A 13,881-nucleotide genomic window follows, 5' to 3' on the forward strand; every position below is an offset into this window, starting at 1 on the left:
TGTTATATATTAAAGTACCATTTTTTGTTCGTATTATACCCTAAACTTCCATTTGAAACTTCCAACGGACTTTCAAAATTGTTGGTAAACAAACTACCTGTTCCTAAACCTTGTGGTAACGGATTATTTAACGTATGTGTCCATTGTGCTATTGCATTTAATCCTATATTGCTTTCCAAAGCACTCGTTATCCAATTACCCGCATTATGGTTGGATGCTATTTGAATCCATTCGTTACTTCCTTTAAACCCACCTACCAAACTTGGTTTTAAAATAATGTATTGGGGTTGAATTGTAGCTATACATTTTTCTTTCTCTTCTAAAGAAAACACGCCTATCAATTCTTCATCTAACGCAATTGGTAATGGTGTTTTTTCACATAAACTTGCCATTTCTTGCCATTGTCCTTGTTTTATTGGTTGCTCTATAGAATGTAGTTCTAATTCAGATAGTCTTTGTAACTTTTCTAAGGCATTTTGTGGCAAAAATGCTCCATTGGCATCTACACGAAGTTCAATTTCCTTGGCTGAAAATTCTTTTCGTATTGATTGTAACAAAGCTATCTCTGTATCGAAATCAATCGCTCCTATTTTCATTTTTATGGTAGTAAAACCTTGTTGCAACTTATCTTTTATTTGTTGCTGCATAAAGGCTTTATCTCCCATCCAAATTAATCCGTTTATAGAAATTTGTTGTTGTCCTTTAGTAAAGTCAGAAGGAAATAATTCAAACGGTGTTTTGCTTTCTAAGGATAAAAATGCTTGTTCTAATCCAAACTGTATCGATGGGAACTCTATGAGTTCAAATAATAATTTCTCTAAGCCAGAATTAATATTGTTACACACCCACTGTAATTTCTCTTCATAATTAGTTTTATCATCAGCACTTAAACCTCTGAACAAACCGCATTCTCCAAAACCTTTCTTTCCTTCTTTTTCTAAAATTATAAACCAAGTTTCTTTAGTTCTTAAAATTCCACGAGAGGTACCACTTGCTTGTTTAAAGTTTAGTAAGTATTTATGGTAGGTAGCTTTTATCAATTGTAAGTGTTTTAGTTATGAGTTTCAGAAGCTTTTTTAAAGTTCTCTAAATATTGTTGACTCATTTTTTTAAGAGCTCCTTTAAAGTACGGGAATAAACAACTCATTATATACGATTCACTAGTACAGGTAGTAGTTTGTAATATCTTAGTTGAGTTTTCTTCTGAAGTAAAAGTATAATCATCTGTTTTTAGCATATTTTCTGCATCAAAGTGAAGAGTAAGTTTTTCATTTTCTTTATACGCTAATACTTCTTCTGTCATAGTTACCAATTTACCTTGATTTTCAACAACCACTTTATATTTACTACCTATTTTATTAGGTTGTTCTTCTAGAGTTTCAATTGATTTCACCTCTGGCATCCATTTTTTCATCAATTCTTCATCCTGAAAATCCGAAAAAACTTCTTTCACAGGCTTATTAATTGTTACTTCATTGGTATAAACAACTTCTTGTACCACTAATCCTGTTAAGAAAAATGTAAGAATTAAAACTGTTATAACACCTAAAATTATTTTGATTATTTTCATATATATAATACCTCTCCAAAAAGGCTACCTAAATAGTTATTGTTTGTCCAATTTCTAAAATCACTAATTCTTTTTTTGCTTGTGAAAACTTTTCTTTAGCTTCTTCTATATCTATTTTTATAGGAGGAAAGGTGTTGAAATGACACCCTATTACTTTATCACAAATTACTAAGTCGCTGGCTATGATAGCATCGTCAACTCCCATGGTAAAATTATCACCAATCGGAAATATTGAAGCTGTTAAGTTTGTTGACATCGGTATTAGCTTCATATCCATAGTTACTGCTGTATCACCAGAAATATACAAGGATTTTTCTCCTGCTGTTACTACAAACCCTCCTGGTTGCCCTCCATAACTTCCATCTGCAAATGAAGAAGTGTGAATAGCATTTACATACTTTGCAGAAAACACATCATTTTTATATGTACCTCCATGATTTACTGGGTGTCCCTTGAATTTTTTCGTTTCATAATACATTACTATTTCGTAATTAGATATTATTGTAGCTCCAGTTCTTTCTGCTATGCATTCCACATCTAATACATGATCTTGATGCGCATGTGTAAGTAAAATATAATCTGCTTTTACTTTATCTACATCTATATTTGAAGCTAGAGGGTTTCCTGTTATAAAAGGGTCAACTAACACATGTGTTCCGTTAATTTCAATACCAAAACATGCGTGACCGTAAAAAGTAATTTTCATGTATTTATTCTTTTCGTTTAATTCGTTTCTTTATGAGTATTATTAATAAAACTATTAAAAGTATAAATGGCCAAATGTTTACCAAACCGATAAAAAACCATTTTATATTGTCTATTCCGTTAGTAAAAGCATCTGCTATACGTCTTCCAAAAGTTTTTGAATAAGCTTTACTTACTTCTTTTTTATAAAATCGAATTGTTAGGGTTGAGAAGGACACTTGATTTTGTAAGTATTTCAAACGTCCTTCCATCGATTCAATATCAGATCTTACGTTGGCTAGTTCTCTTTCAACTTCTAAAATTTCTTTTACCGAACTAGCTTTATTAAGTATTTCGCTATATCTTCGTTCTACTTCTTTTTTTACTTTCAAACGTGCTTGTACATCTAAAAATTGCTCTGTTACATCGTTAACAGAGATATTCTTATTATCAAACCTTGCTACTTTTGATGAAATCTCATTTAAAAAAGTATCAAAACTTTCTGAAGGAATTCGAACCGTTAAATTTGAAGTAATATTTTGAGAAGATTTGTACTCGTTATCAGCAGAAATGTATCCGTTATATTTTTTTACTGCTTGCTCTATATAATTTCTTGTTTCTAATAAATTATCTGTTTCAAAAGAAATATCTCCTGTTTTAATAAGTTTTCTTTCAATTGTTACTTCTTTATTCTCTGATGCAACTTCTGATGCTTCTACAATTTCTTTGGTAATGTCAAAATTTCCTGAAGTTTTAAGCTCTCCATAAGAGGTTGGATTCGCTCCTTTACTATTACAGCTAATAAATAATAGAAACGTTCCGAAAAAAACTAAAATAGTTCTCATAGTGTTAAATTTTCTTGGGAAGTTACAAAATTTGACCTAATCCGAATAAAATTGAAAATAAAAAGGTACTAAGAGCTACTTTTTTTAACTCTCCATCTAACAACGCTTCTTCTTTGTTTTTATAGACAAAAACTAAATGTTTTAGTAGAGGAATATAAGCTATAATAAATAAGAATTGATATGGTGACTTAAACGTAATTAGCGTGTACAGTAATGCAACTATAAAAGACGCTACAATTAAAAAGTAATGATACATTTTTGCAGATTCTGCTCCCATTTTTACAACAAGCGTATTTTTTCCTGATACCGCATCATTCTCTCTATCTCGCATATTGTTTAAGTTCAATACCGCTGTACTCAACAATCCAACTGTAATTGCTGGTAAAAAAATGATAAAGTTCAATTGTTTTGTATATAAAAAATAGGTTCCAACGACTGCTAACAATCCGAAAAAGATAAAAACAAAAACATCTCCAAATCCGCTATAACCATAAGCTGATTTCCCAACGGTATATTTTATGGCTGCTACTATCGAAGCTATCCCTAACCCGAAAAAAATTATTGAATACAAAAAGTTGTCTTTTCCAAAGGAAACATAAATTAGTAGTAGTGCAATAATAGTTGTAATAACTCCTGTAACAATCATTGCATTTTTCATTTGTTTTGGAGTAATCGCTCCTGAAGCTACCATACGTGCTTCTCCTTCTCTTTCATTATCCGTCCCTTTTACACCATCTCCATAATCATTAGCAAAATTAGATAGTACTTGAAAACCAATAGTGGTTAGTATAGCAAGTAAAAATATATATATTGAAGGAAAAACCTCGATATGTTTAACTTTAAAATATGTTTTATCAACAACATCAAGCTCAGCTAATGAAGTTTGTATAGGTTGCCAAACCCCTAAAAAACTTCCTAAAATAATTCCTGAAACCGATAAGGGTAATGTACGTAAACGTGCTGCTTTTATATAGTTTTTCATTGAGATAATATGATTTTCAAAGATAAGTTTTTTAGACATAAAAAAAGGAAAGCTAAGCTTTCCTTTTATCTTCAACTATATGAATCGTTTATTTATTTACTACAGCATCAAAACCTACTTTTGTTCCTGGTTTATCTATAAAATATTCTCTTTTGTCTACCAAAACATTATCTCTAAGAATTTCCATTGTTATTGTATAAACACTAAAATTATCTGTGGCTTTATCTTCATATTCAAAAGCTAAATTAGCTGCAAAATTAATTTCATCTGTATACGATTTCTTATAAGGAAAAACATTAGTTGTTGTAGTGTTATCATACTTAAAGAAACCTGATTCTAGAAAAACAGTTTTAATTCTTCCATTGTTGTCATTACTTGTACTCGTAATATTAAATGTTATTGTTGCCAAGTTTCCATTTCCATCAAGAGATAAATCGGTATCATCACACGATATTAATAACACTAAGCATAAAAAGGTAAAAAGGTATCTCATTCTTTTTTGTTTTTGAATTATTTTTCAACAAACTTACTACAAAGAAAAAAGTGTGCTACTCTCGTAACACACTTTTAAGAAAACTTTATATTTCTTTACTAAAGGTTATTTGCTTCTGCAATTAACTCTGCAATGTCTTTTACTTGTATTTGCGATTCTTTTTCTTTGAATTTTACACCGTCAGTCATCATGGTATTACAGTAAGGACAACCGGTAGCAATAATTTGTGGATTTGTTTCTAAAGCATCTTCTGTTCTTAACACGTTAATATCTTTATCTCCTCTTTCAGGTTCTTTAAACATTTGTGCTCCTCCAGCTCCACAACATAATGCTGTTGACTTATGACGTTTCATCTCAGTCATTTTTACTCCTAAACGACGAATTAATTCACGTGGACTTTCATATACATCATTTGCACGTCCTAAATAACATGGATCGTGATACGTTAAACGCTTACCGTTTAAATTTTCATCTTCAATAGTTAAACGTCCTTCTTTGATTAACTTGCTAATATATTGAGTATGATGATATACTTTATACTTTCCTCCTAATTCAGGATATTCATTTTTTAATGTATTAAATGAATGCGGATCGCAAGTTACAATTGTTTTTATTTCGTAAGCGTTTAAAATTTCAATATTAGTAACAGCTTGCATTTGAAATAAAAACTCATTCCCTGCTCGTTTTGCTGCATCTCCTGTTGAACTTTCTTCGGTGCCTAATACTGCAAAGTCAACTCCTGCTTGTTGTAATATTTTTACGAAGGCTCTTGTTATTTTTTTTGCTCTATCATCGTAACTTCCTGCGGCTCCTACCCAAAATAACACTTCAGGTTGTTTTCCTTGAGCCTTCATTTCTGCCATTGTTGGTACTACCATAAATTGTGAGTTTTTAAATTATGACTTACGCTTTATTTCTTACTCGTAATTCATAATTAATTATTAAAAAATTATTCTTCGTCTTTCCAGTTTAATCTATCCATTTGACTATACTGCCATGGTGCTCCGTTATTTTCAATATTGGTCATCATCATATTTAACTCTTGCGGAGCTGCAGATTCTTCCATTACTAAATAACGACGCATATCCATAATAATAGATAATGGATCAATACCAATAGGACACTCTTGTACACAGGCATTACAACTTGTACAAGCCCATAATTCTTCTGGTGTTATATAATCATTTAATAATTGTTTTCCATCGTCTTTAAATGTACCTCCATTTGCATCAATATTTTTTCCTACTTCTTCTAAACGGTCACGTGTTTTCATCATAATTGCACGTGGTGATAATTCTTTTCCTGTTAAGTTTGCTGGACAAGATGAAGTACAACGTCCACATTCAGTACATGTGTAAGCATTCATTAACTGTACCCAATTTAGATCAGTCACATCAGAAGCACCAAATTTCTCAGGTTCTCCTTCTTCTTCTCCATCTTCAGGCATAGCATACGGATCAGCATCTGGATCCATCATCATCTTTACCTCTTTTGTTACAGCTTCTAAATTATTAAACTGTCCTTTGGGTTTTAAATTTGCATAGAATGTATTTGGGAAAGCTAGTAATATATGTAAATGCTTAGAATAATATAAATAATTTAAGAATATTAAAATTCCTATAATGTGTAGCCACCAAGCTGTTTTCTCAATAGTATGTAAAGATTCATTAGAAAAACCATCAAACCAAGGAGCTATAAATTGAGAAACTACATTTCCTACTCCAGCCTCTTGAAAAGTAACATCTGTAGCATTCATTACTAAGAATAAACTCATTAACACCATTTCAAAATATAGAATAATATTTCCATCATTCTTAGGCCAACCTTCCATTTCTTTATTCCAAAAACGTTTCACTTTTTCTATATTTCTTCGGAACCAAAAAATCGTTACAGATATTAAAACAAGTACTGACAATACTTCAAAGTTACCTATTAAGAAACCGTATAATGTATTACCTATTATTGGTTGAAAAACACGATGTGTTCCTAATAATCCATCAATAACAATCTCTAACATTTCGATATTAATCAGAATAAACCCAACATATACAACAACATGTAAAATACCTGAAACAGGACGACGTACCATTTTATATTGTCCTAAAGCTATTTTAGCCATATTTTTCCATCGTTCTGGCTTTCTATCAGTTCTATCTACATCTTTTCCTAATTTAATGTTTCGTATTAGCTTACGAACATTCATTACAAAATACCCTATAGCTGCAATTAAAATAATTGCAAAAAAGAGGTTTGGCAAGTAATTCTCCATTGTCTTTAATTAATTTTTTTACTCTATTTATAACTATTTACTTCTTCAGTTTTTAAGAGGTTATAGAATATTTTTAGTTGTTGTTTTATTTAGTTGTTACTTGTATTGCTTTGATTGTTTTCTTCGTTATATGGTTTTGGCTTTTTTCCGAATAATGAGAAATGTACAAAACGTTTTGGGTTTAATTTCATTTCTCTTAATAGTTCTTCTAATTCTTTTGAGGCATTTGTTAAATTAGTATACATTTTATCATCAGTCATTAACTTTCCTAAAGTTCCTTTTCCTGATTTCATGTTGGCTAACAAGCCATTAACATTTGCAAGAGTTGCTTCAAGCTTTTTTACCGATTCTCCTAAATTAGCTTTCGCTAAATCATCAGATACTTTTGAAAAGTTATCTGTAATTTTTTTAGTATTCTCAAAGGTTTTATTTAAATTTTCTTTATTATTTGCCAATAATGTATTAACCGAAGCTAAAGTTTTACGTACATCATATATGGTACCTTCTAAGCCTAATATACTTCTATTTAAGCTTTTTCTTGATTTTTCATCTAATACTTGATTAAACCCAATAAGTAAGGAATCTGCTCCTACTAATACGTTTTCTAGTTTAGCTTGAATGGGGTTTAATTTCTCTCCAACAGATGAGAATATGTCCGATTCAACTTCTCCGTTTAAGTAATCTCCTGATTTTGCTACTTCTCCGTCATACTTAGGCACAATTGCTAAGTTTTGCCCTCCCATTAAGCTTGCCGAATATATTTTAGCGATACTGTTTTTAGAAAAATGAAAGTCAGTGTCTAATGAAATTTTCACTATTAAATTTCCTTTTTTATCTGGGTTTTGATTGAAACGAATTTCATCAACTTTTCCAACTTTCAATCCATTAATAGTAACTGAACTTGCTTCATTTAGACCATTGATATTATTGTACTCTACAAAAAAGTGCCTTGTGTTTGCACTGAACAAATCTTGTCCTTTTAAGAAATTATAACCCCAAATAAATAGTGCAATAACAACGACAGCAACAATTCCTGTTTTTAGTTCTTTAGACATAGAATATATTTATACGAGCGAAAATAATAATAATTTTGCGAGTATATATATAGAATACCTCTAAATTAACGGTTTTTCAATGCTTCTTTTATTGAAATTCGTTTTCCGTTTTTAAAAGCTACAATCCAAGCATCTTTATAACCTTTACTTCTTACTTTGGGTAAAACTTTTTTTATTTCAGACAAACTTGGTAAGTTTCCATAATAATATTTATAATAATTATCTATAAATAAATACTCTACATTTTCTAATCCTTTAAAACTACTTGTTGAAAGTTTTTTTCTTGATGCGGCTACTTGTATTCTAAACATCACTTTAGCAGATATAGGTTTTGATAGAGATGCTTTTTTTTCTAAAATGTTCTCTTTTTTTACAACTTGTATATCTTTTTCTGCAACCTTATTTACTACTTCATTTTCAACTAGCGGTGCGTTTACCGTTATAGTTTCACTAATTGTATTTAATTTTAACCGTTCAAAGTATTTTCTAATTGCCTGCGCTATTGATTTTGCCATCTTTAGCTGCCCTTTTCTAGAGTTTAAAAACTTTCCTTCATTTTTATTTGTTAAAAAACCTAGTTCTATTAAAACACTGGGCATTACTGTTTCTCTTAAAACTAAAAAATTTGCTTGCTTTACTTTTCGATTATTTCTTTTTATTGCTACAAAGTTATTTTGTACCAAACCTGCAATACCTAAACTATTTTCTAAATTTTCTTCTTGAAGTACAGATAATCCAATAACTGATTCTGGTGAATTCGGATCATAATCGTAATTTTGTTTATAATTGTCTTCTAATAATATTACCGAGTTCTCTTTTTTAGCAATCTCTAAGTTTTCTTTGTTTCCACTCAATCCTAAAACAAACGTACTTGCTCCATGCGGATCAGATCTTCTAAAAGCATCACAATGTATAGATACAAATAAATCTGCTTTTTTATCATTTGCAATTTTAGCTCGATTATGTAATTCTACAAAAACATCTTTTTTTCGAGTATAAACTACTTGTATATCTTTTGATGTTGATAGCTCTTTTCCTACATCTAATGCTACTCTTAAAGCTATGTTTTTTTCTCTGTAACCATTCCCTAAGTTTCCAGGATCTTTACCTCCATGACCAGCATCTAAAACAACAGTATACTTTTTTTGAGCTGAAACCGACGCTATACTCCCTAACAAAACTGTTAAAGAAGTAAGAATAATTAAGCATGATTTTGATATATTATATTTACGGAAATTTAAGAATTGCATCAATAAAATTTAACTATTTTTGGTTTTTAAAATATAGGCATTCAAATAACACGCCAAAGTTTTTAAATATAACACAAAAATAGTATTAATAATATTGCGAGCAAATCCAACTTACATACTTTTAGCCCTATCTCTTTTTTGTTTTCAATTAAGTATTGCCCAAGAACCTATTAAGGAGGCTATAAATATTCAAAAAACTAATAAAGATTCTACATATAATACTGCTAAAGATACTTTAATAGGGTTAAAAAATAACGACCTTGTTTATAAGAAAAGAGACACAGTTGTTAATGACTCTATTAAGCCTAAAGAAGTTATTGATGGTATTATTACCCACGATGCTGAAGATTACACCATACAAAGTACTAAAAATAAAACAATTACTTTATACAACAAAGCTCATGTAACATACACCGATATTGATTTAAAAGCTGGAATTATTATTTTAGACTATAAGAATAATATGGTATATGCTAAAGGTATAAAAGATAGTACAGGATACCATCAAAGACCTCAGTTTAAACAAGGTGGACAAGAATCGGAACAAGATTCTATTTTATTTAACTTTAAAACTAAAAAAGCTTTAGTTTACGGTGTTAAAACAAATCAAGGTGGAATTATTACTTATGGTGAAAAAACAAAACGAGTAAATGACTCCACTATATACATGAGAAGGTTACGATTTACCACTTCAAAAAAGAAAATACCAGATTATTATATTCAAACAAATAAAGCAAAACTAGTACCTGGTAAGAAAATTATAGTTGGTGGTAGTAATTTAGTATTAGCAGATGTTCCTACTCCTGTATATTTACCCTTTGCTTATTTTCCTTTAACAGACAAAAGAACTTCTGGTTTTATTATTCCTTCTTGGGGGGAAAGTAATAACCAAGGTTTTTTTATGCAAAATGGAGGTTATTACTTTGCACTAAGTGATTACTTTGATTTAACTGTATTAGGAGACTTATACACCAATGGCAGTTGGGGGTTAAATGCTTCCTCTAACTATTATGTGCGCTATAAATTTAGTGGAAGTTTTAGTGCTCGTTTTGAAAACATTATTCAAGGAATACGTGGTCTCAGCGATTATCAAAAATCCACCAATTTTAACCTTAGATGGACTCATAGTCAAGATTCTAAGGCGAGTCCAAACTCTCGTTTTTCTGCCTCTGTTAACTTAGGTAGCAGTAAGTACTACCGTCAATCTTTAAATGAATTTAATAGTTCTCAGTTCTTAAACAACACATTAAATTCGTCTATTTCTTATTATAAAAATTTTGTAGGCACTCCTTTTAACCTTAGCGTAACTGCTACTCATTCACAAAACACCAATACAGAATCAATTACTATGACGCTTCCTTCTTTACAACTTAATATGGATCGTATTTATCCATTTGCAGGTAAAGGAGGAATTAAAAAGAATCCTATTCAAAAAATGGGATTGAATTATAGTATGCAGGGGCAATATCAAATTAACACCACAGATGACGAATTTTTCACTGCTAAAATGTTTCAAACGGCAAAAAAAGGGATTCAACATAATTTAAGCACCAACACCAGTTTAAAAGCTTTTAAATATTTTACATTATCACCTAGTGTAAATTATAAAGATGTTTGGTATTTTGACCAAATTAAAAAGAGATATGATCCTACCGCAGTAAACAAAGACGGTAATTTAGGAGCGGCAGTTAACGACACTATTAGTGGTTTTACACGTTATAATGAATATAATTTTGGTGTTTCTTTATCTACCAATATTTATGGTACATTTAACTTTAAAAAAGGACGTTTAAAGGCTATTCGACATACAATTAGACCCTCTATTTCATACGGATATCGTCCAAATTTTGCTGATGATTACGATTTAACAGTACGCCAAAGTTCTGATCCAAGTGACTTACTAACCTACTCTCCCTTTGAAGGCGGTATTTATGGAACACCTGGAAGTGGAGTTTCAAACTCTATTGGTATTTCTGTAAACAATGTTTTAGAAGCTAAAGTAGCCCCAAAAGACCCCGATAGTGATGAAGAAGACAAAAAAATCACCATTCTTAACAACTTAAATTTTAGCACAAGCTATAATTTAGCCTTAGACAGTGTACGTTGGTCTCCTGTAAGAGCCAACGCTGGTACACGTTTTTTTAAAGATAAACTAGCTTTAAATATGAATGCTACCTTCGACCCATATCAAGTAAACAGTAAAGGCCAAAGAATAAATAAAATTAATGGCAATATCTTTAGAATGACTAACTTGGGAGTAACAGCTAATTACTCTATTTCTAGTAAAGATTTTGAAAAAAACAAAGATGGTGGAGATAGTGATGATGATAAAAACGGTAATGGAGCACAAGACACTCCTGATGTTTTTGGGGAAGGTATAGGACCTACTAATGGATTTCCTAACAACACTAATAACAAAAATGAAGAAAGCGAAACAAAAGAAACAGAACTATACAAAGCCAAAATACCTTGGACTCTTAATTTAGCTTACAGTATGAGTTATACAAATAACGGGTTAACAAGTCAAATAGGTAATAATACATTAATGTTTAGCGGCGATGTTGAGCTTTCGCCTAAATGGAAAGTTGGTTTTTCTTCTGGTTACGATATTAAAGACAACGCTTTCACCTACACTAGATTAAACTTTTCTAGAGATTTAGATAGTTGGCGATTTAATTTTAATTGGACTCCTTTTGGTGTTAATTCTTCATACAATTTCTTTATTGGAGTGAAATCTTCAGTATTGAGCGATTTAAAGTGGGATAAAAATAAACCACCAGATAGAGTTTTATTTTAGAAGTTAGAAAAATCTAACTTTTCCCTTTTAACAAAGCAAACAACTTTATAAACTCAAACTAAAATGAAAAAAATAATCACAACAGACAAAGCTCCAGCTCCAATTGGTCCATATAACCAAGCTGTACTTAGTGGAGATACTTTATACACTTCTGGACAAATAGCTATTAACCCTGAAACTGGTGAATTAGTTTTAGATTCTATTGAAGCAGAAACCAAACAAGTAATGCAAAACATGAAAGAAGTATTAGCTGCTGCTGGTATGACTTTTGAAAACGTTATTAAAACTTCTATTTTTATTTCAGACATGCATAACTTTTCAAAAATTAATGCTGTTTACGGTGAGTATTTTAATGACGCTACAGCTCCTGCTCGTGAAACAGTAGAAGTTGCTAACCTCCCTAAGTTTGTAAATGTAGAAATTAGTATGATTGCTGTTAAGTAAGACAATCTCAAAACATGAATAAATAAAAAATCCACTTTTGAAAGTGGATTTTTTATTATATCGCTTTAATCAACAACTCTGCGGTGGATGGATTTGTAGCCAACGGCACATCGTGTACATCACACAAACGCATTAACATAGAAATATCGGGTTCATGCGGATGTTTTGCTAACGGATCTCTAAAAAACAATACCATTTGACATTTTCCTTCTGCCACTCTTCCAGCAATTTGCGCATCGCCTCCAATAGGTCCTGATAAAAATTTTGTTACTTCAAAACCTGCTTTTTCTGCTTTTTCTCCTGTTGTACCTGTAGCTATTAACCGAACACTTTTTTGACGTAAAACTTCTTTGTGTTCATTTAAAAACTGAACCATTTCAGCTTTCATTCCATCATGTGCTATAATTGCTATTTCCATAAATAGTGTTTAAAAAAGTATTCCCGCTTTTGGCGGGAATACAATATTACAAAATATTTTATGCTTTTATAAAGAAGCCGAATACTCTAATAAATCTACAATTTTAGTAGCATATCCATACTCATTATCATACCAAGAAATTACCTTGAAAAAGTTCTCGTTTAACTCTAAACAAGCATCAGCATCAATTACAGATGTTCTTGTTTCTGAAACAAAGTCTTGTGACACCACCTCATCTTCAGTATATCCAATAATCCCTTTAAACTCTCCTTCTGAAGCCTCTTTTAATGTTGCTAAAATTTCTTTTAACGAAGTCGCTTTATCTGTTCTAAACGTTAAATCTACTAAAGAAACATCTGCCACAGGAACTCTAACTGCCATACCCGTTAATTTACCTTCTAACTCTGGAATAACTTTCGTTACTGCTTTTGCCGCCCCTGTTGACGTAGGAATAATATTATTTACTACCGAACGTCCTCTTCTCCATTTCTTATTAGGTCCGTCAACGGTATTTTGTGTTGATGTCGCAGCATGAACTGTAGTCATTAATCCCTCTTTCAATCCAAAATTATCGTGGATAACTTTTGTTAATGGTCCTAAACAGTTTGTAGTACATGAAGCATTTGAAAAAATAGTTTCATCAGCTGTTAACTCTTTATGATTTACTCCCATCACATACATATTAGCATCTTTTGAAGGTGCTGAAATAATTACTTTCTTCGCTCCACCTGTAATATGCATTGCTGCTTTATCTTTATCAGTAAAAAAACCTGTAGATTCGATTACATATTCTGCTCCTGCTTCATTCCATTTAAGGTTCTCAGGGTTTCTTTCAGCAGTGATTCTTATTGTTTGTCCATTTACAACTAAATTTCCATCTTTCACTTCAACATCTCCTTCAAATCGTCCATGAACAGAATCATACTTCAACAAATAGGCTAAATAATCTACATCTAACAAATCGTTAATAGCCACAACTTGAATGTTGTCTCTTTTTATTGCAGAACGGAATGCTAATCGACCAATTCTTCCAAATCCGTTAATTCCTATTTTTATCATTATTTAAAATTTTAT

The 13,881-nt window shown here is 31.0% G+C and carries 14 protein-coding genes; 2 read left to right on the forward strand and 12 right to left on the reverse strand.

What is annotated here, in order from left to right:
• Nucleotides 1-2: 2 nt before the first annotated feature.
• From AC3VJB_RS06255 to AC3VJB_RS06300, 10 genes are all read right to left on the reverse strand, one after another.
• Nucleotides 3-1,040 carry an o-succinylbenzoate synthase gene (locus AC3VJB_RS06255; RefSeq protein WP_497666914.1) on the reverse strand — a complete coding sequence of 346 codons (1,038 nt, stop codon included), beginning with the start codon at nucleotides 1,038-1,040 and terminating at the stop codon, nucleotides 3-5.
• Between the two features lie 11 nt (nucleotides 1,041-1,051).
• The gene (locus tag AC3VJB_RS06260; RefSeq protein ID WP_497666915.1) at nucleotides 1,052-1,570 is read right to left on the reverse strand and encodes an SRPBCC family protein; all 519 of its coding nucleotides are present in this window, start codon (nucleotides 1,568-1,570) and stop codon (nucleotides 1,052-1,054) included.
• Nucleotides 1,571-1,598: 28 nt separating this feature from the next.
• On the reverse strand, nucleotides 1,599-2,276 hold the full coding sequence (locus AC3VJB_RS06265) for a metal-dependent hydrolase (protein ID WP_437824983.1): 678 nt from the start codon (nucleotides 2,274-2,276) through the stop codon (nucleotides 1,599-1,601).
• Between the two features lie 4 nt (nucleotides 2,277-2,280).
• Nucleotides 2,281-3,099 (reverse strand): DUF4349 domain-containing protein, encoded by an 819-nt coding sequence (locus AC3VJB_RS06270; protein WP_437824985.1) that lies wholly within the window; start codon nucleotides 3,097-3,099, stop codon nucleotides 2,281-2,283.
• A 22-nt stretch (nucleotides 3,100-3,121) separates the two neighbouring features.
• Nucleotides 3,122-4,081, reverse strand: coding sequence for a 1,4-dihydroxy-2-naphthoate octaprenyltransferase (gene menA / locus AC3VJB_RS06275; protein WP_437824987.1), 960 nt, complete (start codon nucleotides 4,079-4,081; stop codon nucleotides 3,122-3,124).
• An 88-nt stretch (nucleotides 4,082-4,169) separates the two neighbouring features.
• Nucleotides 4,170-4,574, reverse strand: coding sequence for a hypothetical protein (locus AC3VJB_RS06280; RefSeq protein WP_167713582.1), 405 nt, complete (start codon nucleotides 4,572-4,574; stop codon nucleotides 4,170-4,172).
• Between the two features lie 98 nt (nucleotides 4,575-4,672).
• Nucleotides 4,673-5,452 (reverse strand): (Fe-S)-binding protein, encoded by a 780-nt coding sequence (locus AC3VJB_RS06285; RefSeq protein WP_497666916.1) that lies wholly within the window; start codon nucleotides 5,450-5,452, stop codon nucleotides 4,673-4,675.
• A gap of 71 nt (nucleotides 5,453-5,523) precedes the next feature.
• Nucleotides 5,524-6,843 (reverse strand): 4Fe-4S dicluster domain-containing protein, encoded by a 1,320-nt coding sequence (locus AC3VJB_RS06290; protein WP_047789119.1) that lies wholly within the window; start codon nucleotides 6,841-6,843, stop codon nucleotides 5,524-5,526.
• Between the two features lie 89 nt (nucleotides 6,844-6,932).
• Entirely contained in the window at nucleotides 6,933-7,898 is a 966-nt protein-coding gene (locus tag AC3VJB_RS06295) for an MlaD family protein (protein ID WP_497666917.1), read from the reverse strand.
• 65 nt (nucleotides 7,899-7,963) lie between these two features.
• Nucleotides 7,964-9,148, reverse strand: coding sequence for an N-acetylmuramoyl-L-alanine amidase family protein (locus AC3VJB_RS06300; protein WP_437825044.1), 1,185 nt, complete (start codon nucleotides 9,146-9,148; stop codon nucleotides 7,964-7,966).
• Nucleotides 9,149-9,242: 94 nt separating this feature from the next.
• On the opposite strand from AC3VJB_RS06300, the gene AC3VJB_RS06305 reads away from it, so the two are divergent.
• On the forward strand, nucleotides 9,243-11,945 hold the full coding sequence (locus AC3VJB_RS06305; RefSeq protein WP_497666918.1) for a putative LPS assembly protein LptD: 2,703 nt from the start codon (nucleotides 9,243-9,245) through the stop codon (nucleotides 11,943-11,945).
• 63 nt (nucleotides 11,946-12,008) lie between these two features.
• Nucleotides 12,009-12,389 carry a RidA family protein gene (locus AC3VJB_RS06310; RefSeq protein ID WP_047789121.1) on the forward strand — a complete coding sequence of 127 codons (381 nt, stop codon included), beginning with the start codon at nucleotides 12,009-12,011 and terminating at the stop codon, nucleotides 12,387-12,389.
• Nucleotides 12,390-12,444: 55 nt separating this feature from the next.
• Here AC3VJB_RS06310 and AC3VJB_RS06315 read toward each other — a convergent pair whose 3' ends face one another.
• Nucleotides 12,445-12,807 (reverse strand): methylglyoxal synthase, encoded by a 363-nt coding sequence (locus AC3VJB_RS06315; protein ID WP_047789122.1) that lies wholly within the window; start codon nucleotides 12,805-12,807, stop codon nucleotides 12,445-12,447.
• Nucleotides 12,808-12,873: 66 nt separating this feature from the next.
• On the reverse strand, nucleotides 12,874-13,866 hold the full coding sequence (gene gap, locus AC3VJB_RS06320; RefSeq protein ID WP_047789123.1) for a type I glyceraldehyde-3-phosphate dehydrogenase: 993 nt from the start codon (nucleotides 13,864-13,866) through the stop codon (nucleotides 12,874-12,876).
• Between the last annotated feature and the right edge of the window lie 15 nt (nucleotides 13,867-13,881).

Source organism: Tenacibaculum sp. TB-53 (genome assembly GCF_059716285.2).

What these genes read in the sequence shown, in the direction of transcription:
- AC3VJB_RS06260 (WP_497666915.1), bottom strand. Translation starts at nt 1,570, where the DNA reads ATGAAAATAATCAAAATAATTTTAGGTGTTATAACAGTTTTAATTCTT.
- AC3VJB_RS06265 (WP_437824983.1), bottom strand. Translation starts at nt 2,276, where the DNA reads ATGAAAATTACTTTTTACGGTCACGCATGTTTTGGTATTGAAATTAAC.
- AC3VJB_RS06270 (WP_437824985.1), bottom strand. Translation starts at nt 3,099, where the DNA reads ATGAGAACTATTTTAGTTTTTTTCGGAACGTTTCTATTATTTATTAGC.
- menA (WP_437824987.1), bottom strand. Translation starts at nt 4,081, where the DNA reads ATGAAAAACTATATAAAAGCAGCACGTTTACGTACATTACCCTTATCG.
- AC3VJB_RS06280 (WP_167713582.1), bottom strand. Translation starts at nt 4,574, where the DNA reads ATGAGATACCTTTTTACCTTTTTATGCTTAGTGTTATTAATATCGTGT.
- AC3VJB_RS06285 (WP_497666916.1), bottom strand. Translation starts at nt 5,452, where the DNA reads ATGGTAGTACCAACAATGGCAGAAATGAAGGCTCAAGGAAAACAACCT.
- AC3VJB_RS06290 (WP_047789119.1), bottom strand. Translation starts at nt 6,843, where the DNA reads ATGGAGAATTACTTGCCAAACCTCTTTTTTGCAATTATTTTAATTGCA.
- AC3VJB_RS06295 (WP_497666917.1), bottom strand. Translation starts at nt 7,898, where the DNA reads ATGTCTAAAGAACTAAAAACAGGAATTGTTGCTGTCGTTGTTATTGCA.
- AC3VJB_RS06300 (WP_437825044.1), bottom strand. Translation starts at nt 9,148, where the DNA reads ATGCAATTCTTAAATTTCCGTAAATATAATATATCAAAATCATGCTTA.
- AC3VJB_RS06310 (WP_047789121.1), top strand. Translation starts at nt 12,009, where the DNA reads ATGAAAAAAATAATCACAACAGACAAAGCTCCAGCTCCAATTGGTCCA.
- AC3VJB_RS06315 (WP_047789122.1), bottom strand. Translation starts at nt 12,807, where the DNA reads ATGGAAATAGCAATTATAGCACATGATGGAATGAAAGCTGAAATGGTT.
- gap (WP_047789123.1), bottom strand. Translation starts at nt 13,866, where the DNA reads ATGATAAAAATAGGAATTAACGGATTTGGAAGAATTGGTCGATTAGCA.